At 70.1% G+C, this 24,092-nt stretch carries 21 protein-coding genes; all 21 read left to right on the top strand.

Annotated features, from left to right (window positions below):
* Positions 1–85 precede the first annotated feature (85 nt).
* The 21 genes from BLT97_RS08880 (at position 86) to BLT97_RS08780 (ending at position 24,052) form a co-directional block, all read left to right on the top strand.
* Positions 86–2,185 carry a glucose PTS transporter subunit IIA gene (locus tag BLT97_RS08880; RefSeq protein ID WP_093608217.1) on the top strand — a complete coding sequence of 700 codons (2,100 nt, stop codon included), beginning with the start codon at positions 86–88 and terminating at the stop codon, positions 2,183–2,185.
* Positions 2,186–2,400: 215 nt separating this feature from the next.
* Entirely contained in the window at positions 2,401–3,252 is an 852-nt protein-coding gene (locus BLT97_RS08875) for a PRD domain-containing protein (protein WP_093608216.1), read from the top strand.
* 137 nt (positions 3,253–3,389) lie between these two features.
* Positions 3,390–4,430 (top strand): ArgS-related anticodon-binding protein NrtL, encoded by a 1,041-nt coding sequence (nrtL, locus tag BLT97_RS08870; RefSeq protein ID WP_093608215.1) that lies wholly within the window; start codon positions 3,390–3,392, stop codon positions 4,428–4,430.
* A 16-nt stretch (positions 4,431–4,446) separates the two neighbouring features.
* Positions 4,447–5,838, top strand: coding sequence for a diaminopimelate decarboxylase (gene lysA / locus BLT97_RS08865; RefSeq protein WP_093608214.1), 1,392 nt, complete (start codon positions 4,447–4,449; stop codon positions 5,836–5,838).
* 158 nt (positions 5,839–5,996) lie between these two features.
* Positions 5,997–7,289 (top strand): homoserine dehydrogenase, encoded by a 1,293-nt coding sequence (locus tag BLT97_RS08860; protein ID WP_176953702.1) that lies wholly within the window; start codon positions 5,997–5,999, stop codon positions 7,287–7,289.
* 5 nt (positions 7,290–7,294) lie between these two features.
* Entirely contained in the window at positions 7,295–8,371 is a 1,077-nt protein-coding gene (thrC, locus tag BLT97_RS08855) for a threonine synthase (protein ID WP_093608213.1), read from the top strand.
* Positions 8,372–8,684: 313 nt separating this feature from the next.
* Positions 8,685–9,602 (top strand): homoserine kinase, encoded by a 918-nt coding sequence (thrB, locus tag BLT97_RS08850; protein ID WP_093608212.1) that lies wholly within the window; start codon positions 8,685–8,687, stop codon positions 9,600–9,602.
* A 375-nt stretch (positions 9,603–9,977) separates the two neighbouring features.
* Complete coding sequence (gene rho, locus BLT97_RS08845) at positions 9,978–11,939, top strand: transcription termination factor Rho (protein ID WP_093608211.1); 1,962 nt, start codon at positions 9,978–9,980, stop codon at positions 11,937–11,939.
* Between the two features lie 466 nt (positions 11,940–12,405).
* Positions 12,406–13,539, top strand: a complete 1,134-nt coding sequence (locus BLT97_RS08840; protein WP_093608210.1) for an LCP family protein — start codon at positions 12,406–12,408, stop codon at positions 13,537–13,539.
* A 229-nt stretch (positions 13,540–13,768) separates the two neighbouring features.
* On the top strand, positions 13,769–13,990 hold the full coding sequence (gene rpmE, locus BLT97_RS08835) for a 50S ribosomal protein L31 (RefSeq protein WP_093608209.1): 222 nt from the start codon (positions 13,769–13,771) through the stop codon (positions 13,988–13,990).
* 145 nt (positions 13,991–14,135) lie between these two features.
* Complete coding sequence (gene prfA / locus BLT97_RS08830; RefSeq protein ID WP_093608208.1) at positions 14,136–15,215, top strand: peptide chain release factor 1; 1,080 nt, start codon at positions 14,136–14,138, stop codon at positions 15,213–15,215.
* A gap of 66 nt (positions 15,216–15,281) precedes the next feature.
* Positions 15,282–16,127: a peptide chain release factor N(5)-glutamine methyltransferase gene (gene prmC, locus BLT97_RS08825; RefSeq protein ID WP_093608207.1), complete on the top strand. Its 846-nt coding sequence runs from the start codon at positions 15,282–15,284 to the stop codon at positions 16,125–16,127.
* A gap of 103 nt (positions 16,128–16,230) precedes the next feature.
* Entirely contained in the window at positions 16,231–16,878 is a 648-nt protein-coding gene (locus BLT97_RS08820; protein WP_093608206.1) for an L-threonylcarbamoyladenylate synthase, read from the top strand.
* Positions 16,875–17,552, top strand: a complete 678-nt coding sequence (locus BLT97_RS08815) for an arsenate reductase/protein-tyrosine-phosphatase family protein (protein WP_093608205.1) — start codon at positions 16,875–16,877, stop codon at positions 17,550–17,552. Before BLT97_RS08820 ends, BLT97_RS08815 begins: the two co-directional genes overlap by 4 nt.
* A 183-nt stretch (positions 17,553–17,735) precedes the next feature.
* Entirely contained in the window at positions 17,736–19,001 is a 1,266-nt protein-coding gene (locus tag BLT97_RS08810) for a serine hydroxymethyltransferase (protein ID WP_093608204.1), read from the top strand.
* Between the two features lie 129 nt (positions 19,002–19,130).
* Positions 19,131–20,492: an MraY family glycosyltransferase gene (locus BLT97_RS08805; protein ID WP_093608203.1), complete on the top strand. Its 1,362-nt coding sequence runs from the start codon at positions 19,131–19,133 to the stop codon at positions 20,490–20,492.
* Between the two features lie 337 nt (positions 20,493–20,829).
* Complete coding sequence (locus tag BLT97_RS08800) at positions 20,830–21,267, top strand: Cg1360 family ATP-synthase-associated protein (RefSeq protein WP_093608202.1); 438 nt, start codon at positions 20,830–20,832, stop codon at positions 21,265–21,267.
* 225 nt (positions 21,268–21,492) lie between these two features.
* Positions 21,493–22,311 (top strand): FoF1 ATP synthase subunit A, encoded by an 819-nt coding sequence (atpB, locus tag BLT97_RS08795; protein ID WP_483883497.1) that lies wholly within the window; start codon positions 21,493–21,495, stop codon positions 22,309–22,311.
* Between the two features lie 75 nt (positions 22,312–22,386).
* A complete protein-coding gene (gene atpE, locus BLT97_RS08790; protein WP_052579491.1) occupies positions 22,387–22,632 on the top strand; it encodes an ATP synthase F0 subunit C in 246 nt (81 codons plus the stop codon).
* A gap of 41 nt (positions 22,633–22,673) precedes the next feature.
* Positions 22,674–23,234: a F0F1 ATP synthase subunit B gene (locus tag BLT97_RS08785; protein WP_093608201.1), complete on the top strand. Its 561-nt coding sequence runs from the start codon at positions 22,674–22,676 to the stop codon at positions 23,232–23,234.
* Positions 23,231–24,052 carry a F0F1 ATP synthase subunit delta gene (locus BLT97_RS08780; protein ID WP_093608200.1) on the top strand — a complete coding sequence of 274 codons (822 nt, stop codon included), beginning with the start codon at positions 23,231–23,233 and terminating at the stop codon, positions 24,050–24,052. The genes BLT97_RS08785 and BLT97_RS08780 overlap by 4 nt, the downstream gene beginning before the upstream one ends.
* Positions 24,053–24,092: the final 40 nt, after the last annotated feature.

The raw sequence follows: 24,092 nt of genomic DNA, 5'->3' as shown, positions 1-24,092 counted from the left end.
GGCGGATGGCCTGGCTCGGCCGGGAGCGGTCACCGACCGAGCAAGACAGCAAGCAAGCAAGATCCCGAGGATGCGAGGAAGCATCATGAGCACACCCGCGTCGGGCACCGACGTGCTCGCGGAGAAGATTCTCCGCGGCGTCGGCGGACCCGAGAACATCGAGAGCCTCACGCACTGCGCGACGCGGCTGCGCTTCCAGCTCCATGACGGGTCCAAGGTCGACCAGGCCGCCCTCGACGCCCTCGACGGCGTCATGGGGACCGTGCCGCAGTCCGGCGACCGCTTCCAGATCGTGATCGGCGGCGCCGTGGCGCGCGTCCACTCCGCGATCGTGAACCTGCCGTCGATGGCCGGCTCCGCCAAGAAGAAGTCGGACGCCGACGTCAAGGCCGAGATGCGGGCCAAGAGCCGCGGCAAGTACGCGTTCGTGGACAACTTCTTCGAGTACCTCTCGGACTCGTTCCGCCCGCTCATGGGCGTGCTGCTCGGCTCCTCGCTGATCATCGCGATCGCCTCGGTGCTCGACGCCCTCGGCTTCGTCGACTTCCGGGCCGAGGACAAGTCCGCGACCTGGGTGTTCGTCGACGCCATGTGGCGCTCGGTGCTCTACTTCCTGCCGATCATGGTCGCGTACAACGCCGCCAAGAAGCTGAAGATCGACCCGTGGGTGGGCGCCGCGGTGATGGCCGCGGTGATGACCCCGAACTTCACGGGGATGCTCAACTCCAAGATCCCCGGCGTCACCACGACCACCAACGAGACCCTCGGCACCTCCGAGTCCGTGGCCCACGTCTTCGGCCTGCCGATGCAGCTGAACGACTACGGCGGCCAGGTCTTCGTGCCGCTGGTGATGGTCGCCGTGCTCGCCCTGGTCTACAAGGGCCTGCAGAAGATCTTCCCGGAGGCCGTGCACATGGTCTTCGTGCCCTTCTTCAGCATGCTGATCATGATCCCGGTGACGGCGTTCCTCATCGGCCCCATGGGCATCTGGGCGGGCAACGGCCTCGGTGAGGGCCTGTCCTGGCTGAACAACAACGCCCCGATCGTCTTCGCGATCATGATCCCGCTGATCTACCCGTTCCTGGTGCCGCTGGGTCTGCACTGGCCGCTGAACGCGCTGATGCTCCAGAACATCAACACCCTCGGATACGACTTCATCCAGGGCCCCATGGGTGCGTGGAACTTCGCCTGCTTCGGCGCCACCGCCGGTGTGCTGCTGCTCTCGCTGCGCCACCGCGAGAAGGAGATGCGCCAGACCGCGACCGGTGCGCTGGCGGCCGGCCTCTTCGGCGGTATCTCCGAGCCCTCCCTCTACGGCATCCACCTGCGCTTCAAGCGGATCTACCCGCGCATGCTGGTCGGCTGCCTCGTCGGCGGCATCATCGTCGGCGTCCTGGGCGGCGTGGACACCAACGCCTTCGCCTTCACCTCGCTCCTGACCATCCCCGTCTTCGACCCGATGGTCGTGTACGTGATCGCGATCGCGGCCGCCTTCTTCACCGCGATGGCCCTGGTCTACTTCTCCGACTTCCGCACCAAGGAGGAGCGCGCCGAGGTCAACGCCGAGCGTGACCTGGCCGAGGCCGCCGCTGCGGGTGGCGACGCTGCTCCGGCCGAGGAGCGCGAGCTCGTCACCGTCGGTGCCGCAGCTGCTGCCGCCGGCGAGGGCGCCGCTCCCGCGAAGGCCGCCGCTTCCGCGCAGGCCGCCGCCCCGGTGAAGGCCGCCGGTCCGGGCATCGAGCTCACCGCCCCGGTCGCGGGCCGCGTGATCTCCCTCGACGAGGCCGGCGACCCGGTCTTCGCCTCCCGCGCGCTCGGTGAGGGCGTGGGCATCGAGCCGGCCGACGGGCACGTGGTCGCGCCCGTCGACGGCGAGCTGGTCACCGTCGTCGACACCGGTCACGCCTTCGGCATCCGCACCACGGACGGCGTCGAGGTGCTCGTCCACGTGGGCGTCGACACCGTGCAGATGAAGGGCGAGGGCTTCGACGTACGCGTCGAGTCCGGGCAGAAGGTCTCCGCCGGCGACCTGCTCGCCGAGGTCGACCTCGACGCGATCCGCGCCGCCGAGCACTCGACCGTCACGCTGATGACCGTCACCAACACCGCGGACCTCGCAGCCGTCGAGCCGCACATCGGGCAGGTCGTCACGGCCGGCGCGCCCGTGGTGACCGTACGGCGGTAACCGCACCCGGCGCCGACGCGGCGTGCGCGTCCTCCCTCACGCGGGCGGGGCGCGCACGCCGCGTCGGTGAACGGGGGCCCTTCGACCCGAGCGGGACGGGGCCCCGATAAGAGATCATTCGGACAGACCGTCCGTACGGATCGCCTCCGACGGCCACCCGTCCGCGGACGGATCGTACGGACGGACCAGGACCACGGACGGAAAGGAGGCCACCGGTGGAGGCACTGCGTGTCCTCAACAACAACGTGGTCCTCGCGCGCGACGAGAAGGGCCAGGAGGTCATCCTCACCGGGCGCGGCATCGGCTTCAGCTCCCGCCAGGGCAAGCCCATCGACCCCGCGCTGATCGTGCGGGTCTTCGTCCCGGCCGACGGCCGCGACCCCGACCATGTGGCCGAGACCCTCGCGCTCATCGACGAGGAGGTCCTGCGGGCCGTGGTCATCGCCCTCGGCGAGGCCGGGATCGAGGGGCGCGAGTCCACCCGGCCCACGCTCGCGATCGCCGTGGCCGACCACGTCGCGGGCGCCCTCGACCGCGCCAAGCGCGGCATCGTCGTCGAGTACCCGCTCAAGGCCGAGACGCAGACGCTGTACGCGACCGAGTACCGGCAGGCCGAGCAGCTCCTTGCGGCCATCAACGAGCGCGTGGACCCGAAGCTGGACGACTCCGAGGCGACGGCCCTCGCGCTGCACCTGGTCAACGCGGGCTTCGCCTCCGGCGACCTGTCCTTCACGTACACGATGACGGGCGTCATCCAGCAGATGCTCGCCGTGGTGGGGGAGCAGTACGGCGTCGACGTCTCGCAGCAGTCGATGAACGCGGCCCGCTTCATCACCCACGTCCGCTACCTCTTCGTACGGATCCAGCAGCACCGGCAGCTCAAGGGCCACGAGTCCACGATCGGCAAGGGCATCCGCCAGCACTACCCGCAGGCCACGGCCACTGCCCAGAAGCTGGCCACGATCGTCGAGCTCCGCCTCGGCCAGCAGTTGAGCGAGGACGAGGTCTCGTATCTGGCGCTGCACGTGGCCCGTATGACGATGGAGACGGACGGCGGCGAGGTCTGAGCCCTCGCGCGCCCCGCAGCGCGCACCGGCCCGCCGCCGTACGCACGGGCCCGGCTCCCCGCGCACCGCCCTGTCTCCCGTCTCCCTATACGAAACCGACTCGCATACCCACCCCCCACCTCCCCTACGCTTGTCCCGTGACCCCCGCCGATCTCTCCCGCACCGTGCTGCGCGTCGTGCGCCGCGCCGTCGAGCAGGGGGAGCTGCGCGGGGACGTGCCCGAGCGGATCGTCGTGGAGCGGCCGCGGCCCGGCGGGCGCGGGGACTACGCGACCAATGCCGCGCTGCAGCTCGCGCGGCCAGCGGGCCGTCCGCCGCACGAGGTGGCGCGGCTGCTCGCCGACGGACTCGTGCGCGAACCGGGGATCGCCGGGGTGGAGATCACCGGCCCCGGCTTCCTGAACCTGACGCTCGAGGACGATCAGTCGGTCGTACGGGAGATCCGCGCCGCGGGGCTCCGCTACGGGCACGCCGCCGACCCCACCGGGCAGGTCTTCCAGCTGCACTTCCGCCGCGAGCTGCGCGCGGCCGTCTGGTGCGACGCGCTGCGGCGGATCCTGCGCGCCCAGGGCGCCCTCGTCCGCACCACCTGCGAGGAACGGGTCCCCGAAGCGTGGGCCCCGCTCGGTCTGCACATCGATGCGTACGGCACCCCGCCCGCCCCCGGCCTCCCGTTCACCGCCCCCGTGCCGGCCCCGGAGCAGACCGTGGAGCTCGGCCCGGACGCCACCCGCTGGGCCCTGCTGCACCCCGCGGCCCACGACCGCCCGCGGCTGACGGCCGACGAGCACCTCGTGCAGATCGAGACCAACCCGCTCTTCCGCGTCCGCTACGCCCACGCCCGCACCCACGCCCTCACCCGCAACGCCGCGGACCTGGGCTGCACCGCCGAGCCCGGCCCCGTACCGGCGGAGAGCGGAAAGCCGCTCCAGGCAGCCCTCGCCGAATACCCCCGCATCCTCGCCCAGGCCGCGGAGCACGGCGCCCCCGACCGTCTCGCGCGCCACCTCGCCGTGGTCGCCGACGCACTGCTCGACTTCCAGTACGACGTGCTCCCGCAAGGCGACGAGAAACCCGGGGCCGCCCACCGCGCCCGGCTCGCGCTCGCCGAAGCCGCCGGGACGGTGCTCGCCGGTGGCCTGTCCCTGCTCGGCATCAGCGCTCCCGAACACCTCTGAAAGAGACACAGACGACATGAGCCGTTCCGCCCACCCCGCCGGGCCCCGCCACGCCGACGTGCTGCCCGAGGGGCACTACAGCGCCCCGCCGGCCGATCTCAACGTCCTCGACCCGAAGGTCTGGTCGCGCACCGTCACGCGCGACGCGCAGGGCGCGCTGACCGTCGGCGGCATCGAAGTGGCGCGCCTGGCCGAGGAGTTCGGCACCCCCGCGTACTTCATGGACGAGGCCGACTTCCGCGCCCGCTGCCGCTCCTGGCGCGAGGCCTTCGGCACCGAGGCCGATGTGTTCTATGCGGGCAAGGCCTTCCTCTCGCGCGCCATCGTGAAGTGGCTGTACGAGGAAGGGCTCAACCTCGACGTCTGCTCCGGCGGCGAGCTCGCCACCGCGCTCAGCGCCGGTATGCCCGCCGAGCGCATCGCCTTCCACGGCAACAACAAGTCCGAGGCCGAGATCGAGCGGGCCGTCGAGGCCGGCGTCGGCCGCATCGTGCTCGACTCCTTCCAGGAGATCGTGCGCGTCGCGCACATCGCCCAGCGACTGGGCAAGGTCCAGCCCGTCCTCATCCGCGTGACGGTCGGCGTCGAGGCGCACACCCACGAGTTCATCGCCACGGCCCACGAGGACCAGAAGTTCGGCATCGCGCTCGCGGGCGGCCAGGCCGCGGAGGCCGTACGGCGTGCGCTCAAGCTCGACGGGCTCGAACTGCTCGGCATCCACAGCCACATCGGCTCGCAGATCTTCGACATGGCCGGCTTCGAGGTCTCGGCCCGCCGCGTGGTGCAGCTGCTCGCCGCGATCCGCGACGAGCACGGCGTGGAGCTCCCCGAGATCGACCTCGGCGGCGGCCTCGGCATCGCCTACACCAGCGAGGACGACCCGCGCGAGCCGCACGAGATCGCCAAGGCGCTGAGCGAGATCGTCGCGCGCGAGTGCGACAGCGCGGGCCTGCGCGCGCCCCGTATCTCCGTGGAGCCCGGCCGCGCGATCGTCGGCCCGACCGCCTTCACGCTCTACCGCGTCGGCACGGTCAAGCCCCTTGAGGGACTGCGGACTTACGTCAGCGTCGACGGCGGCATGTCGGACAACATCCGGACCGCGCTCTACGACGCCGAGTACAGCGTCGCCCTCGTCTCGCGCACCTCCACCGCCGAGCCGATGCTCTCCCGCGTCGTCGGCAAGCACTGCGAGAGCGGGGACATCGTGGTCAAGGACGCGTTCCTGCCGGCCGACCTGGCCCCGGGCGACCTGATCGCGGTGCCGGCGACGGGCGCGTACTGCCGCTCGATGGCGAGCAACTACAACCACGCGCTGCGGCCGCCGGTCGTGGCGGTGCACGACGGCGAGGCGCGGGTGATCATCCGCCGCGAGACGGAAGAGGATCTTCTCGCGCTGGACGTCGGCTGACGAGAACTCCTCGCGTCCGGCGCCGGAGGCGGCGGATTTCCCGCGAGGGGCTCTCATTGAAATGAAATCGACGTCTCACCATCCGGACCGGGGCCGGAAACCCCGGTCCGGTGGGTGAGACTGGACCAACCGCAGAAATTGATGGGAATCGAGGTCGGATGATGCGTACGCGTCCGCTGAAGGTGGCGCTCCTTGGCTGTGGAGTCGTCGGCTCCGAAGTAGCCCGCATCATGACGACGCACGCGGACGACCTCACAGCCAGGATCGGCGCGCCCGTCGAGCTGGCCGGTGTGGCCGTCCGCCGCCCCGACCGCGTGCGCGTCGGCATCGACCCCGCGCTGATCACCACCGACGCGACCGCCCTGGTCAAACGGGGCGACATCGACGTCGTGGTCGAGGTCATCGGCGGCATCGAGCCCGCCCGCACCCTCATCACCACCGCGTTCGAGCACGGCGCCTCGGTGGTATCGGCCAACAAGGCACTGCTCGCCCAGGACGGCGCGGCCCTGCACAAGGCCGCCGAGGACCACGGCGAGGACCTCTACTACGAGGCCGCCGTGGCCGGCGCGATCCCGCTGATCCGCCCGCTGCGCGAATCCCTCGCGGGCGACAAGGTCAACCGCGTCCTCGGCATCGTGAACGGCACCACGAACTTCATCCTCGACAAGATGGACTCCTCGGGCGCCGGCTACCAGGAGGCCCTGGACGAGGCCACCGCGCTCGGATACGCCGAGGCCGACCCGACCGCCGACGTCGAGGGCTTCGACGCCGCCGCCAAGGCCGCGATCCTGGCCGGCATCGCCTTCCACACCCGCGTACGCCTCGACGACGTGTACCGCGAGGGCATGACCGAGGTCACCGCCGCCGACTTCGCCTCGGCCCGCCAGATGGGCTGCACCATCAAGCTGCTCGCGATCTGCGAGCGCGCCGCCGACGGCGAGTCCGTCACGGCCCGCGTGCACCCGGCGATGATCCCGCTCAGCCACCCGCTCGCGTCGGTGCGCGAGGCGTACAACGCGGTCTTCGTCGAGTCCGAGGCCGCCGGGCGCCTGATGTTCTACGGGCCCGGCGCCGGCGGCGCCCCGACCGCATCCGCCGTCCTCGGCGACCTCGTGGCCGTCTGCCGCAACAAGCTCAACGGGTCCAACGGGCCCGGCGAATCCGCGTACACCCGCCTCCCGGTCAGCCCGATGGGCGAGGTCGTCACGCGGTACCACATCAGCCTCGACGTGGCCGACAAGCCGGGCGTGCTCGCCCAGGTCGCGACGGTCTTCGCCGAGCACGGCGTATCGATCGATACGGTCCGTCAGTCGGGGAAGGACGGCGAGGCCTCCCTCGTCGTCGTCACCCACCGCGCGTCCGACGCCTCCCTCACCGGGACTGTCGAGGCGCTGCGCAAGCTCGACACCGTGCGGGGTGTCGCCAGCATCATGCGGGTCGAAGGGGAGTAACAGACATGACCGCCACCCGAACCGGCGCCCACCAGTGGCGCGGGATCATCGAGGAGTACCGCGACCGCCTGCCCGTCAGTGCGGCGACGCCCGTGGTCACGCTCGGCGAGGGCGGCACTCCGCTCGTCCGCGCGGAAGTGCTCTCCGAGCTCACCGGCTGCGAGGTCCACCTGAAGGTCGAGGGCGCCAACCCGACCGGCTCCTTCAAGGACCGCGGCATGACGATGGCGATCTCCAAGGCCAAGGAGGAGGGCGCGCAGGCCGTCATCTGCGCCTCCACCGGCAACACCTCCGCCTCGGCCGCCGCGTACGGCGGCAAGGCCGGCATGGTCAGCGCCGTCCTCGTGCCCCAGGGCAAGATCGCGCTCGGCAAGATGGGCCAGGCTCTCGTTCACGGCGCGAAGATCCTCCAGGTCGACGGCAACTTCGACGACTGCCTCGTATTGGCGCGAAACTTGTCCGAGAACTACCCGGTGGCGCTGGTCAATTCGGTCAACCCGGTGCGTATCGAGGGCCAGAAGACCGCCGCGTTCGAGATCGTGGACCGCCTCGGCGACGCGCCCGACATCCACGTGCTTCCGGTGGGCAACGCGGGCAACATCACCGCCTACTGGAAGGGCTACAAGGAGTACGCGGCCGACGGCGTCGCCACCCACACGCCCAAGATGTGGGGCTTCCAGGCCTCCGGCGCCAACCCGATCGTGCGCAAGGAGGTCGTCAAGGACCCCTCGACGATCGCCACCGCGATCCGCATCGGCAACCCGGCCTCCTGGCAGTTCGCCGAGGCCGCGCGCGACGAGTCGGGCGGGTTCATCGACGATGTGACCGACCGTCAGATCCTGCGCGCCTACAAGCTGTTGGCCTCCCGCGAGGGTGTCTTCGTCGAGCCCGCGTCGGCCGCCTCCGTGGCCGGTCTGCTCAAGGCCGCCGAGGACGGCAAGGTGGCCACGGGCCAGCGCATCGTCTGCACCGTCACCGGCAACGGTCTGAAGGACCCGGACTGGGCCGTCGCCGGCGCCCCGCAGCCGGTCACTGTCCCGGTCGACGCGGCCGCCGCCGCCGAACGGCTCGGTCTCGCCTAGGACTTGAGGGAATGCCCCGGGCGATCACGTATCCCGGGGCATTCCGCGCATCAACGCGCAGGGGGTGCACAAGGGGCTTGCGACACGCATCGTGCGCCTCCTGTGCGCCCTATGTCGCCACAGAACCTTCCTTCGATAGGCTGTACCAAACCCGCCCGCCGCATATGCCAGTCATAGGCGGCCGATGCCGCCTGCTGCGGCCTTCGGGTGTCAGTACCTGCCGGTACACCTCACGGAATCCCGAGAGCGGACCTCCTGGGAGCGCCGGCGCAGCACAGCAACCCGCAGTACGACCAAGGAGAGTCAGCGAGCGATGGCCGGTCCCGCCTTCCGCGCCGCCGCCGTAAGGGTGCGCGTCCCCGCCACCAGCGCGAACCTCGGCCCGGGCTTCGACGCCCTCGGCCTGGCGCTGGGGCTCTACGACGACGTCGTCGTGCGCGTGGCCGACTCCGGTCTGCACATCGACATCGCGGGCGAGGGCGCCGAGACCCTGCCGCGCGACGAGTCGCATCTGCTCGTACGGTCGCTGCGCACCGCGTTCGACCTGCTCGGCGGACAGCCCCGCGGCCTCGAGATCGTCTGCGCCAACCGCATCCCGCACGGCCGCGGCCTCGGCTCCTCCTCGGCCGCCATCTGCGCGGGCATCATGGCCGCGCGCGCGGTGACCATAGGCGGCGACGCCAAGCTCGACGACACCGCGCTGCTCGAGCTCGCCACCGAGATCGAGGGCCACCCGGACAATGTCGCGCCCTGCCTGCTCGGCGGCTTCACGCTCGCCTGGATGGAGGCCGGCGCCGCGCGCGCGATCAGGATGGACGTCGCGGATTCCGTCGTTCCGGTGGTCTTCGTGCCCGGCAAGCCCGTCCTCACCGAAACGGCCCGCGGCCTGCTGCCCCGCAGCGTCCCGCATGTGGACGCCGCCGCCAACGCGGGCCGTGCGGCCCTGCTCGTCGAGGCCCTGACCCGGCGCCCCGAGCTGCTGCTGCCCGCCACCGAGGACAAACTGCACCAGGAGTACCGCGCCCCGGCCATGCCGGAGAGCGCCGCCCTGGTGGAGCGGCTGCGCGCCGACGGCGTGCCCGCAGTGATCTCCGGCGCGGGCCCCACGGTGCTCGCCCTGGTCGACGAAGCGGCGGCCGACAAGGTCGCCCAGGTCGCGGGTGAAGGGTGGGCGGCCAACCGTCTGGCCCTTGATTCCGACGGAGCGAGCGTGTTGCCGCTTGCGTCCTGACACACGTATGCCGGAGCAGGAGAGGGGGAATGTTTGTTGGATCCGGTAGTGTTAACCTCAAGTCTGCACCCGACGTATGCATGGCGAGGTGCTTCCTGTCCCGCTTCGGGACAACCCTTCTTCCGGGAGCTTCCCCAACTGATCCGTGCACCGCACTGACCTTTGGCGAGCACGCTCCGGAACCGGTGTGACCCAGCCCCGTGACACAGCACGTTCGGTGGCACAGCTACGGGACGCACCGTCATCACAGACTCTTCCGCCCCTTGAGGCGGGACCACCGCCCCGGCCGGTCCGATCCTTACGGACCAACAGCCGGACAGCACAACCGGTCGCCGAGCCAGACAGGCCGACGTCCGCTCCAGGGAAGGACCCTTCGTGAGCGACACCACCGATCTGATGGGCGTGACTGACAGCGCCGCGCCCGCCACGGACGCCCCTGCCGCGCCCACCACGCGGCGGCGCCGCGGTACCGGCCTCGAGGGCATGGTGCTGGCCGAGCTGCAGCAGGTCGCATCGGGCCTCGGGATCAAGGGCACTGCGCGGATGCGCAAGAGCCAGCTGATCGAGGTCATCAAGGAAGCTCAGGCCGGTGGCGGCAGCAGCGCCCCGGCGAAGGCGTCGTCGGGGGACAGCACCACCGAGTCCAAGCCGAAGCGCCGGGCGACCTCGAAGGCCCGTACGGACGCGGCCGCCGAGAAGCCGGCCGCCGAGGAGAAGGCCGTCGAGGCCTCCGCTCCGAAGCAGATCGAGATCCCCGGTCAGCCCGCGTCCGACGACGCCCCGGCCGAGCGCCGCCGCCGTCGTGCCACCGCGGAGGCCGGCAGCCCCGAGACCGTGACCGCCGAGGCCAAGGGCGAGACCAAGGCCGAGGCGAAGACCGAGCAGGGCGGCGACAAGTCCGAGGCCAAGGGCGAGGACGGCGCCGAGGGCCGCCGGGAGCGCGGCAACCGCCGTGACCGCGGCCGCGACCGGGGCCGCGACGGCCAGGACGGCAAGCAGCAGAGCGGCCGCCAGGACCGGCAGGACCGTCAGCAGCAGGGCGGCCGTCAGGACCGGCAGGACCGCAACAACGGCCCGCAGGACGACGACGACTTCGAGGGCGGACGCCGTGGGCGCCGCGGCCGCTACCGCGACCGTCGTGGCCGTCGCGGCCGCGACGAGATGGGCGGCGAGCCGCAGGTCTCCGAGGACGACGTCCTGATCCCCGTCGCGGGCATCCTCGACATCCTCGACAACTACGCCTTCATCCGTACGTCGGGCTACCTGCCGGGTCCCAACGACGTGTACGTCTCCCTCGCCCAGGTCCGTAAGAACGGTCTGCGCAAGGGTGACCACGTCACCGGTGCCGTGCGCCAGCCCAAGGAAGGCGAGCGCCGCGAGAAGTTCAACGCGCTGGTGCGTCTGGACTCCGTGAACGGCATGGCGCCCGAATCGGGCCGCGGCCGCCCGGAGTTCAACAAGCTCACTCCGCTGTACCCGCAGGACCGCCTCCGTCTGGAGACGGACCCGGGCGTGCTCACCACCCGCATCATCGACCTCGTGTCGCCGATCGGTAAGGGCCAGCGCGGTCTGATCGTGGCCCCGCCGAAGACCGGCAAGACCATGATCATGCAGGCGGTCGCCAACGCGATCACGCACAACAACCCCGAGTGCCACCTGATGGTCGTCCTGGTCGACGAGCGTCCGGAAGAGGTCACCGACATGCAGCGGTCGGTCAAGGGCGAGGTCATCTCCTCGACCTTCGACCGCCCGGCCGAGGACCACACCACGGTCGCCGAGCTCGCCATCGAGCGCGCCAAGCGTCTGGTGGAGCTGGGCCACGACGTGGTCGTCCTGCTCGACTCGATCACCCGCCTGGGCCGTGCGTACAACCTGGCCGCACCGGCCTCCGGCCGCATCCTGTCCGGTGGTGTCGACTCGACCGCCCTGTACCCGCCGAAGCGCTTCTTCGGTGCGGCCCGCAACATCGAGGACGGCGGCTCGCTGACCATCCTCGCCACCGCCCTGGTGGACACCGGGTCCCGCATGGACGAGGTGATCTTCGAGGAGTTCAAGGGCACCGGCAACATGGAGCTCAAGCTCGACCGCAAGCTCGCCGACAAGCGGATCTTCCCGGCGGTGGACGTGGACGCGTCCGGTACCCGTAAGGAAGAAATCCTGCTCAGCGGCGAGGAGTTGAACGTCGTCTGGAAGCTGCGCCGCGTCCTTCACGCCCTCGACCAGCAGCAGGCGATCGAGCTCCTCCTGGACAAGATGAAGCAGACGAAGTCCAACGCGGAGTTCCTGCTCCAGATCCAGAAGACGACCCCCGGCATGGGCAACGGCAACAACGACTGACGTTCTCCGCGCTCCGTACGTCTCCTGGCGCCCCTGCCACCACGCGCGTGGCGGGGGCGCCGTCGTATGTCCGGTGACGACGGTCGTGGCACGCATTGCTGTGGCGGTGGCCGGCCTGCCCGTACCCCGCTCACCGCCCGGCCCGGGTCTTTGGGCCCGTCCGCCGGTCATGGGACGGCCACGGAGAGACCTTCGACACAGGAACGGCCCGTTCCGCGCCGGGTGCGCAACCTCCACGGACGGCGTAAATTCGCAGGTGAGAAGCGATACGGGCCGAGATACGGGGGAGTGCGGCCAGAACGCCCGACCGGGCCTGCGCAGGTCCTTTGCACGGCTTGCTCTTAGAAACCTCTTACGTCACTGTGCAACCCTTTCCGGCGATCGACCGTCTGACCGAATGTCGGATGGAGCCAGAGCACTACCCCGCGTGAAGGGGGTACCCGACCCCACGAGGACTGAGGAGCACATGCCCGACGCCAGCCAGCACCAGCCCGAGGACTCCGCCACGGCCAGCGGCCGCCGCGGGGGCAAGGGCCGTCGGCGCAAGCCCCGCAGCACCCGCCGCAAGGCCCTCGTGATCACCGCGTGGACCGCGGCCGGCGTGGTCGTGCTCGGCGGCGCGGGGCTCGGCTACCTCTATTACAAGTTCAACGGGAACCTGCACGGCGTCGACATCAACGCTGCGCTCGGCACCGACCGCCCCGAGGACGTGGACAACGGCTCGATGGACATCCTCGTCCTCGGCTCCGACTCCCGTGCCGGCGACAACTCCAAGTACGGCGGCGGCGACGGCGAGTCCGCCCGCTCGGACACGGCGATGATCCTGCACGTGTACGAGGGCCACAAGAAGGCGAGCGTCGTCTCCATCCCCAGGGACACCCTGGTCACCCGGCCCGAGTGCACCACGAACAACGGCGGCACCGACCCCGGCGGCGAGCGCCGCATGTTCAACGAGTCGTACTCGGTCGGCGGTCCGGCCTGTGCCGTGAAGACCGTCGAGTCCATGTCCGGGATCCGCATGGACCACTACGTCGAGGTGGACTTCTCCGGCTTCAAGAAGCTGATCGACACCCTCGGCGGTGTGGACATCACCACCAGCAAGGCGATATCCGACCCCGACAGCCATCTGAACCTCCCCGCCGGCGAGCACACGCTCAACGGCGAGCAGGCGCTCGGCCTGGTCCGCACCCGCCACGCGGTGGGTGACGGCGGCGACCTCGGCCGAATACAGCTCCAGCAGGCCTTCATCAAGGCGCTGATCAACCAGATCAAGGACGTCGGGGTGTTCTCCAGCCCCAAGAAGCTCTTCGACCTCGCCGACACCGCCACCAAGGCCACCACCGTCGACTCCGACCTCGACTCCGTGAACCGCCTGGTCGGCTTCGCCAACGGTCTGAAGTCCATCGACGCCCACGACATGAAGATGGTCACGCTGCCGGTCGTCTACGACCAAGCGGACCCCAACCGCGTGGTGCCGCTCGAGAAGCAGTCGCAGATGGTCTGGGACGCGCTCAAGGCCGACCGGCCGATCCCCGCAGCCGCCACCAAGGACTCGGCCGGCGACAAGGGCGACGCGGGCTCGTACGTCGACAGCAACTGATCCCCGTACGCCCGTATCCCCGCATCCCACGCCCCGCATCCCGTATCCCCGTATCGGCACATCAGCCGTCAAGAGCGCCTGACCAGGCAAAACGCCCCCGGGAATACCTGAGCCCCCGACCCGGTTTTGGGAGATGCGGCCAGTGCTGGCAGACTGGTACGTCGGCTCCGGTTCACGCTCCGCATCCCGCGGCAGCGACCCGGCGCCCTCCATGAACCTAGGAGACACCTTGAAGCGCGACATCCACCCCGAGTACGTCGAGACGCAGGTCAGCTGCACCTGTGGCGCGTCGTTCACCACCCGTAGCACCATCTCCGGCGGCACCATCCGCGCCGAGGTCTGCTCCGAGTGCCACCCGTTCTACACGGGCAAGCAGAAGATCCTCGACACCGGTGGCCGCGTGGCCCGCTTCGAGGCCCGCTTCGGCAAGGCCGGCTCCGCCAAGAAGTAGCGAGCCACAGCGCCGGTCCTCGGCCGCTCCTGTCCAGGGGGCGGCTGAGGACCGGCGTTTTGCTCGTCACCCGGCTTGTCAGGCCGGGGTCCGGGGACAGCCCCCCGGCATATGCAGATCTCGTACGAGTATCAGGAGCCCGGAGATGTTCGAGGCGGTCGAGGACCTCATCGGTGAGCACGCCGATCTGGAGAAGCAGCTCGCCGACCCGTCCGTGCACGCGGACCAGGCCAACGCGCGCAAGCTCAACAAGCGCTACGCCGAGCTGACGCCGATCGTCGCCACGTACCGCTCCTGGAAGCAGCTCGGCGACGACATCGAGACCGCGCGTGAGTTCGCGGCCGACGACCCGGACTTCGCGGCCGAGGTCAAGGTGCTCACCGAGCAGCGCGAGGAAGTCACCGAGAAGCTGCGGCTGCTCCTCGTCCCGCGCGACCCGTCCGACGACAAGGACGTGCTCCTGGAGATCAAGGCCGGTGCGGGCGGCGACGAGTCCGCGCTGTTCGCCGGCGACCTCCTGCGCATGTACCTGCGGTACGCGGAGCGCGTGGGCTGGAAGACCGAGATCATCGACTCCACCGAGTCCGAGCTCGGCGGCTACAAGGACGTCCAGGTCGCCGTGAAGACCAAGGGCGGCAACGGGGCGACCGAGCCCGGCCAGGGCGTCTGGGCCCGCCTCAAGTACGAGGGCGGGGTGCACCGCGTGCAGCGCGTGCCCGCCACCGAGTCCCAGGGCCGTATCCACACCTCCGCGGCCGGTGTGCTCGTCACGCCCGAGGCCGAGGAGGTCGATGTCGAGATCAACATGAACGATCTGCGGATCGACGTCTACCGCTCCTCCGGCCCCGGCGGCCAGTCCGTCAACACCACGGACTCCGCCGTCCGCATCACGCACCTGCCCACCGGCGTCGTGGCCTCCTGCCAGAACGAGAAGAGCCAGCTCCAGAACAAGGAGCAGGCGATGCGTATCCTGCGCTCCAGGCTGCTCGCCGCGGCTCAGGAGAAGGCCGAGGCCGAGGCGGCGGACGCCCGCCGCAGCCAGGTCCGCACCGTGGACCGCTCCGAGAAGATCCGCACGTACAACTTCCCGGAGAACCGGATCTCCGACCACCGCGTGGGCTTCAAGGCGTACAACCTGGACCAGGTGCTCGACGGCGACCTCGACGCGGTCATCCAGGCCTGTGTCGACGCGGACGCCGCGGCCAAGCTGGCCGACGCCTCGTAAGGACCCGGCACCCGCTGCTTGTTACGGCATTCGCGATACGGCTGTGAATCCCAGGAAGGACGGCGCGTGAACCTTCTGCTCGCCGAGGTGGCCCAGGCCACCCAGCGTCTCGCCGACGCCGGTGTGCCCTCGCCGCGCTTCGACGCGGAGGAGCTCGCCGCGTTCGTGCACGGCGTGAAGCGCGGAGAGCTGCACAACGTCAAGGACGGTGACTTCGACGCGCGCTACTGGGAGGTCATCTCCCGCCGCGAGGCCCGCGAACCGCTGCAGCACATCACCGGTCGCGCCTTCTTCCGCTATCTCGAACTGCAGGTCGGCCCCGGGGTGTTCGTGCCGCGCCCCGAGACCGAGTCCGTGGTCGGCTGGGCCATAGACGCCGTGCGCGCCATGGACGTGGTCGAGCCGCTGATCGTCGACCTGTGCACCGGCTCCGGGGCCATCGCGCTCGCCATGGCGCAGGAGGTGCCGCGCTCGCGGGTGCACGCGGTCGAGCTGTCCGAGGACGCGCTCGTGTGGACCCGTAAGAACGTCGAGGGCTCCCGCGTGGACCTGCGCCAGGGCGACGCCCGTGACGCCTTCCCCGACCTCGACGGCCAGGTCGACCTCGTCATCTCCAACCCGCCCTACATCCCGCTCACCGAGTGGGAGCACGTGGCGCCCGAGGCGCGGGACTACGATCCCGAACTCGCGCTCTTCTCCGGCGAGGACGGACTCGACCTGATCCGCGGGATCGAGCGCACCGCACACCGGCTGCTCCGCCCCGGCGGTGTCGTCGTCATCGAGCACGCCGACACCCAGGGCGGGCAGGTGCCGTGGATCTTCACCGAGGAGCGGGGCTGGGCGGACGCCGCCGACCACCCCGACCTCAACAAGCGGCCGCGCTTCGCCACCGCGCGCAAGGCCCTGCCGTAGGGGCGGCGATCTCTTTGCACACGACCGTCACGACCGTTTTTCCGCACGCGGAGTTTCCGCCCATGGATGTCCCGCACACGTACGACGAGAGGGCTGGGGAGTAATGGCACGTCGATACGACACCAACGACGCCACCGACCGCGCCACCGGCCTGCGCGAGGCCGCCGCCGCGGTGCGCCGCGGCGAACTGGTCGTGCTGCCCACCGACACGGTGTACGGGATCGGCGCGGACGCCTTCAGCTCGGAGGCCGTGGTCGACCTGCTCGCCGCCAAGGGCCGCGGCCGCAACATGCCCACGCCCGTCCTCATCGGCTCCCCGAATACCCTGCACGGCCTGGTCACCGACTTCTCCGAGCAGGCCTGGGAGCTCGTCGACGCGTTCTGGCCCGGCGCCCTGACGCTGGTCGCCCGGCACCAGCCCTCGCTCCAGTGGGACCTCGGCGACACCCGCGGCACCGTCGCGATCCGGATGCCGCTGCACCCGGTCGCCATCGAGCTGCTCACCGAGGTCGGCCCGATGGCCGTCTCCTCCGCCAACCTCAGCGGGCACCCCGCGCCCGAGGACTGCGACGCCGCGCAGGAGATGCTCGGCGACTCCGTCTCCGTGTACCTCGACGGCGGTCCGACCCCGGGCATCGTGCCCTCCTCGATCGTGGACGTGACCGGCAAGGTGCCGGTGCTGCTGCGCGCGGGCGCCCTGAGCGCCGAGGAGCTGCGCAAGGTCGTCCCCGACCTCGAGGTGGCGAATTGACGGCCCCTGAGGGGCGTGGCATAGCGGCTTCTCCGAGCCTTTCGGGCCTCACCGGCCTGTCGGACCCTGCAGAAACCTTCCGCATCCTCCACGTCAGCACCGGCAACGTGTGCCGCTCGCCGATGACCGAGCGGCTGACGCGGCATGCCCTGACGCACCGCCTCGGCCTGGAGGCCGTGGGCGGCCTCATCGTGGAGAGCGCGGGCACCTGGGGCCACGAAGGGGCGCCGATGGAGGCGCACGCGGCCACGGTGCTCGGCGAGTTCGGTGCGGACGCCTCGGAGTTCGTGGGGCGCGAGCTGCTCGACGAGCACGTGATCCGCGCCGACCTGGTGCTCACGGCCACGCGCGACCACCGCGCCCAGGTCATCTCGATGGGCCACTCCGCGGGGCTGCGGACCTTCACCCTGAAGGAGTTCACCCGTCTCGTACGGGCCATAGATCCGGCGACGCTGCCGGACCCGCTGGACGACGGTGTGGTCGAGCGGGCCCGCGCCCTGGTCCGGGCCGCCGCCGCGCTGCGCGGGTGGCTGCTCGCCCCCTCCATCGAGGCGGACGAGGTGCACGACCCCTACGGTGCCCCGCTCACGTACTTCCGCTCGGTGGGCGACGAGATCAACCAGGCCCTGGAGCCCGTGGTGACGGCCCTGACGGGGCTTCCGGCGCGGGCCTGACGGTAGGCGAGCGCGGGGGCGGACTCGGTCCGGCGCGGGTGACCTCGCAGCGGGCCCCGCCCGTCCCTCGCAGCGGCCCGGTCCGTCCTCCCGTACGGGTCCCCCCGTTGGTGGGGCGCGCTCCCGTGGCCGGCCCTACATTGGAAGAGCCGCCACACTCGTCCGTCGGGCCCGGAGCCGCACATGTCGGTCACCACTGCAGCCAGTGCCAGCGCGTCGCTCGCGGGGGTCGAGGCCCTGCGCCGGCAGGATCCCGAGCTCGCCGAGATCCTCCTCGGCGAGCTGGAGCGCCAGTCCACCTCGCTCCAGCTGATCGCCGCCGAGAACTTCACCTCGCCCGCGGTCCTCACCACGCTCGGCTCCCCGCTCGCCAACAAGTACGCCGAGGGCTACCCCGGCGCCCGCCACCACGGCGGCTGCGAACTGGTCGACGTGGCCGAGCGGATCGCGGTGGACCGGGCGAAGGCGCTGTTCGGCGCCGAGCACGCCAACGTGCAGCCGCACTCCGGCTCCTCGGCCGTCCTCGCCGCGTACGCCGCGCTGCTGCGCCCCGGCGACAAGGTGCTGGCGATGGGCCTGCCGCACGGCGGCCACCTCACGCACGGCTCGCCCGCGAACTTCTCGGGCCGCTGGTTCGACTTCATCGGCTACGGCGTGGACGAGGAGAGCGAGCTCCTCGACTACCGGCGGGTCCGCGAGCTCGCCGTCACGCACCGGCCCAAGGCCATCGTCTGCGGCTCCATCTCGTACCCGCGCCATGTCGACTACGCGGCCTTCCGCGAGATCGCCGACGAGGTGGGCGCCTATCTGATCGCGGACGCCGCGCACCCCATCGGCCTGGTCGCCGGGGGAGCGGCGCCCAACCCCGTCCCGTACGCGGACGTGGTCTGTGCCACCACGCACAAGGTGCTGCGCGGGCCGCGCGGCGGAATGCTCCTGTGCGGCGCCGAGCTGGCCGAGCGGGTGGACCGTGCGGTGTTCCCGTTCACGCAGGGCGGTGCGCAGATGCACACCATCGCCGCGAAGGCCGTCGCGTTCGGCGAGGCGGCAACACCGGCGTTCACCGCGTACGCCCATCAGGTGGTCGCCAACGCACGGGTGCTCGCCGAGTGCCTGACCGCCGAGGGCTTCGCCGTCACCACAGGGGGCACCGACACCCATCTCGTGATCGCCGACCCCGCACCGCTCGGCCTGGACGCCAAGGCCGCCCGCGGGCTGCTTGCCGGCGCGGGCATGGTCCTCGACACCTGCGCGCTGCCCCACGGCGACCTGCGGGGGCTGCGCCTGGGCACGGCGGCCGTCACAACGCAGGGCATGGGCGAGGCGGAGATGGCCAGGATCGCCGGACTCTTCGGGCGCACACTGCGCGGATCGGGGGAGGGCGAGGGCCGCACCGTACGTGAGGAAGTGCAGGAACTGGTGCGCAGGTTCCCGCCGTATCCGGGCTAGTACGGGGTAGACGCACCGGCAGTCACAGTCAGGCGTGCAACCATCGTCGCTACCCGAAAGTCCCCAACCATATGCGCGCGAAGCTAGTGTGTGGGGCTGAGATGGCCAGCGATACCTGTGGGGAAGCCCGTGCGTGAATACTTGCTGACGCTGTGCGTCACGGCCGCGGTGACCTATCTGCTGACCGGGCCGGTGCGGAAGTTCGCCATCGTCGCCGGGGCGATGCCCGAGATCCGCGCGCGCGACGTGCACCGGGAGCCGACGCCGCGGCTCGGCGGCATCGCCATGTTCTTCGGCCTGTGCGCCGGCCTGCTCGTCGCCGACCATCTGACCGGACTCCACGAGGTCTTCGAGACCTCCAACGAGCCCAGGGCCCTGCTCTCCGGCGCGGCCCTGATCTGGCTGATCGGTGTCCTGGACGACAAGTTCGAGATCGACGCCCTGATCAAGCTGGGCGCCCAGATGATCGCGGCCGGCGTGATGGTCATGCAGGGTCTGACGATCCTGTGGCTGCCGATCCCGGGTGTCGGCTCGGTCTCCCTGACGCAGTGGCAGGGCACCCTGCTCACCGTCGCCCTCGTCGTCATCACCATCAACGCCGTCAACTTCGTGGACGGCCTCGACGGACTCGCGGCCGGCATGGTCTGCATCGCCGCCACCGCGTTCTTCATGTACGCGTATCGGATGTGGTACGGCTACGGCATCGAGGCCGCCGCGCCCGCCACCCTCTTCGCGGCGATCCTGATGGGCATGTGCCTCGGCTTCCTGCCGCACAACATGCATCCGGCCCGGATCTTCATGGGCGACTCGGGCTCGATGCTCATCGGCCTCGTCCTCGCCGCCGGAGCGATCTCCATCACCGGTCAGGTCGACCCGGACCTGCTCCAGGGCTCCGCGGGATCCGAGCGCCAGGCCGTGCACGAGATGGTCCCCGTCTACATCCCGCTGCTGCTGCCGCTCACGATCATCGCGGTGCCCATGGCCGACCTGGTCCTCGCAGTCGTGCGCCGGACCTGGAACGGCCAGTCGCCCTTCGCCGCCGACCGCGGCCACCTGCACCACCGGCTCCTGGAGATCGGACACTCGCACAGCCGCGCGGTCCTGATCATGTACTTCTGGTCGGCCCTGATCGCCTTCGGCGCGGTCGCGTACTCCGTTCACTCGGCGTCCATGTGGATTGTGCTCCTGATCGTGGCACTGAGCGCGGTCGGTCTCGTGCTGCTCCTGCTGCCGCGCTTCACGCCGCGCACCCCGAGCTGGGCCGAGGCCTTCGTACCGCCGCGTTACCGCCGCCGCAGGGCGAGTTCCGTCGTGTACGAGAGCGAACGGCCGGTGAGCGGGCCGCAGCCCGCGGCCGCCGGGGACGAGGCGGAGCGCACCCCGGTCGCGGCCGGCGCGGGCCGGGTCAACGGGGCCACGGCGGTGGGCGGCCGGGCCCGCTTCACGGACCGTTTCGGCGACCGTCACCGCACCGGTGCATCGCGCCGCTGACCAGGCCACACAGGCCACTTGGGCAACGTAGGGAATGCCACACCCACGCGTCTCGCCCACCTCAGAAGTCACATCAAAACGGGCACGAGAAATTGCGCAATAGCAGACATTGAGCCCAAAGTCCCGCCCAGACGCGCGCATTACCTCTCATGTGTGACGGCCAGCACACTCCGCAGGTAAAGACCTCATCAAATAGTTTGTGATACGGTTCACGAGATCCCGGGGTAGAGCCGAAAGACCGTAGTGCGACGGTCCGTTGGCAGAAAGCTCGTTCTTCGCCCGGGTCTACGCTCGACCATGACGACACTCGTCCCCAGCAAGTAGCGGAGCTGCCGCCATGCCGTCTCTCGACGCACGCATCCTCCTGCCCATCGCCCTTCCGACCGCCGCCGCAGGTGCTGTCACCGCGGTCGTCGGTGGTGTGGTCGACGGCGGTACGGGGGCTCTCGGCGGCGTCGTCGGCGCTCTCGTCGTCATCGTCTTCATGGGTGCCGGAATCCTCGGCCTGCAGTACACGGCCAAGCACTGGCCGTCGCTGTTCCAGGCCATGGGGCTCGCGCTCTATGTGACGCTGCTGCTCGTCCTGTTCGTCTTCGTGGCCGTCTTCAAGGACACCACGGCGTTCAACCCCAAAGTCTTCGCGGCCGCCATCGTCGTCTGCACCCTCACCTGGGTCGTGGCCATGGCGTTCGCGCACAAGAAGGCCAAGATCTTCTACATCGACCCCGGGCACTCCGATGCTTCGAAGGGCGAGAAGACGGGCTCTTCCTCGTGAGGGGTAGGGCCGGGATAAAGACCCGTCGCAGACCCTGCTATCGTCCGGTGCCAACTGCGGCACTGCGGGCGCGGGCAATTGAGCTGACGCCTGTTCCATCGCGAGGCTCAACGCCTGATTGCCGCCCCCACATCCGAAACACCAGTCCGGTGCCGACTCGCGGCTGCGCGCCGCGCCGACACAACGAGGTTGCCGTACCTATGCGTCACGCCGAAGGAGCCCGCGGTGAGTGCTGATCAGACCCAGCTCGCCTTCGACTGGAGCTGCCGCATCATGGCCGACAACGGCTGCGGCTTCCCGGCACCGGGCCTTCACTCGTTCCTCTTCAAGCCGATCTTCACGATCGGCGGGTTCGAGTTCAACAAGATCATGCTGCTGGCGCTGCTCAGCACGCTGGTTGTCGTCACCTTCTTCACCCTGGCCTTCGGCAAGGCGAAGATCGTCCCGGGCAAGCTCCAGCTGCTCGGCGAGATGGGTTACGACTTCGTCCGTCGCGGCATCGTGTACGAGACCCTCGGCAAGAAGGAGGGCGAGAAGTACGTCCCCCTGATGGTCTCGCTGTTCTTCTTCATCTGGATCATGAACATCTGGTCCGTGATTCCGCTGGCCCAGTTCCCGGTCGCCGCGTCCATCGCCTTCCCGGCCGTGCTCGCCGCCATCGTGTACCTGGTGTGGGTCCCGCTGACCTTCAAGCGCCACGGCTTCGTGGGTGGTTGGAAGAACGTCACGGGTTACGACCCGTCGCTCGGCCCGATCAAGTGGCTGGTCTCTTTCATCGAGTTCTTCTCGAACCTGCTTGTGCGTCCGTTCACGCACGCGGTGCGACTCTTCGCCAACATGTTCGCCGGCCACCTGATGCTGGTCATGTTCACGGTCGCGTCCTGGTACCTCCTGAACAGCTGGCTGATCCCCGCGGCCGGCGTCTCGTTCATCATGACCATGGGCATGATCGTCTTCGAGCTTTTCGTGCAGGCCGTCCAGGCGTACGTCTTCGTGCTCCTCGCCTGCTCGTACATCCAGGGCGCCGTCTCCGAGCACCACTGAGCCAGCCCCACCACAACCCCCTAGACGCCCGGTGGCCAACCCCCACCGGTCCATGAAAGAGAAGGAAGTAACGGCATGTCCGCGACTCTCGAGCTCGCCGCCCTCACCGGTGACATCAAGGCCCTCGGCTCCATCGGCTACGGCCTCGCGGCCATCGGCCCCGGCGTCGGCGTCGGCATCGTGTTCGGTAAGGGCACCGAGGCCCTGGCCCGTCAGCCCGAAGCTGCCGGCCTGATCCGTGCCAACCAGATCCTCGGTTTCGCCTTCTGTGAGGCGCTCGCCCTCATCGGCATCGTCATGCCGTTCGTCTACGGCTCCTGATCGCCTGAGACGAACAGCCCCATCCGACGAAAGGCACTGATGTGATCGCCACCCTTGTGCAGCTGGCTGCGGAAGGCGGGCACGCGGAAGAGCAGAACCCGCTCATCCCGCCCGGCCCCGAGCTGCTGGTCGGCACCATCGCCTTCGCCATCGTGTTCTTCTTCTTCTGGAAGAAGCTCCTCCCGAACATCAACAAGGTTCTGGAAGAGCGCCGCGAGAAGATCGAAGGCGGCATTGAGAACGCCGAGGCCATGCAGGCCGAGGCCCAGTCCGTTCTCGAGCAGTACAAGGCCCAGCTCGCCGAGGCCCGCCACGAGGCCGCGCGTCTGCGCCAGGAGGCGCAGGAGCAGGGTGCCCAGCTCATCGCCGAGATGCGGGCGGAAGGCCAGCGGCAGCGCGAGGAGATCGTCGCCGCGGGTCACGCCCAGATCGAGGCGGACCGCAAGGCCGCGTCCTCCGCGCTGCGTCAGGACGTCGGTGCGCTGGCCACCACCCTGGCCGGCAAGCTCGTGGGCGAGTCCCTCGACGACCACGCCCGTCAGAGCCGCGTGATCGACCGCTTCCTCGACGAGCTCGAGGAGAAGGCCGAGGCGACTCGATGACTGCGCACGGAGCCAGCCGCGAGGCACTGGCCGCCGGACGCGAGCGTCTCGACGCACTGACCGACAACACCTCGGTCGACGCGGCGAAGCTCGCCGACGAGCTGGCCTCGGTCACCGCGCTGCTCGACCGCGAGGTCTCGCTGCGTCGGGTCCTGACCGACCCGGCGCAGTCCGGAGAGGCCAAGGCCCAGCTGGTCGGGCGTCTGCTCGGCTCCCAGGTCAGCGGTGAGACCGCCGACCTGGTGGCGGGCCTCGTGCGGTCCCGCTGGTCGGCCCCCCGCGACCTGGTCGACGGGCTCGAAGAGCTCGCGAACACCGCGGACCTGACCGGCGCGCAGAAGACGGGCAAGCTCGACGGCGTCGAGGACGAGCTGTTCCGGTTCGGCCGGATCGTCTCCTCGAACACCGACCTGCGTGCGGCCCTCACCAACCGCACCGCCCCGAAGTCGGCCAAGAGCGAGCTTCTTCGCAGCCTGCTCGGCGGTCGTGCGGAACCGGTCACCGAGCGTCTGGTGACGCGTCTGGTGACCGCGCCGCGTGGACGTAGCCTGGAAGCGGGACTCGAGTCCCTGTCCAAGCTCGCCGCGGAGCGCCGTAACCGCATGGTCGCGGTCGTCACCTCGGCGGTGCCGCTGTCCGACGCGCAGAAGCAGCGCCTGGGCGGTGCACTCGCGAAGCTGTACGGCCGCGAGATGCACCTCAACCTCGACGTGGACCCCGCGGTCCTCGGCGGGATCCGGGTGCAGGTCGGCGACGAGGTCATCAACGGTTCGATCCAGGACCGTATCGACGACGCCGCCCGCCGCGTGACCGGCTGACGCCTCACCAAACTGAACTAGCAAGACCGACGGCCCGGTT

Origin of the sequence: Streptomyces indicus (assembly GCF_900100315.1) — a bacterium.
Lineage (GTDB): Bacteria > Actinomycetota > Actinomycetes > Streptomycetales > Streptomycetaceae > Streptomyces > Streptomyces indicus.
Note: the sequence above shows the minus strand (reverse complement) of the source record. Positions and strands in the feature narration are given on the sequence as shown.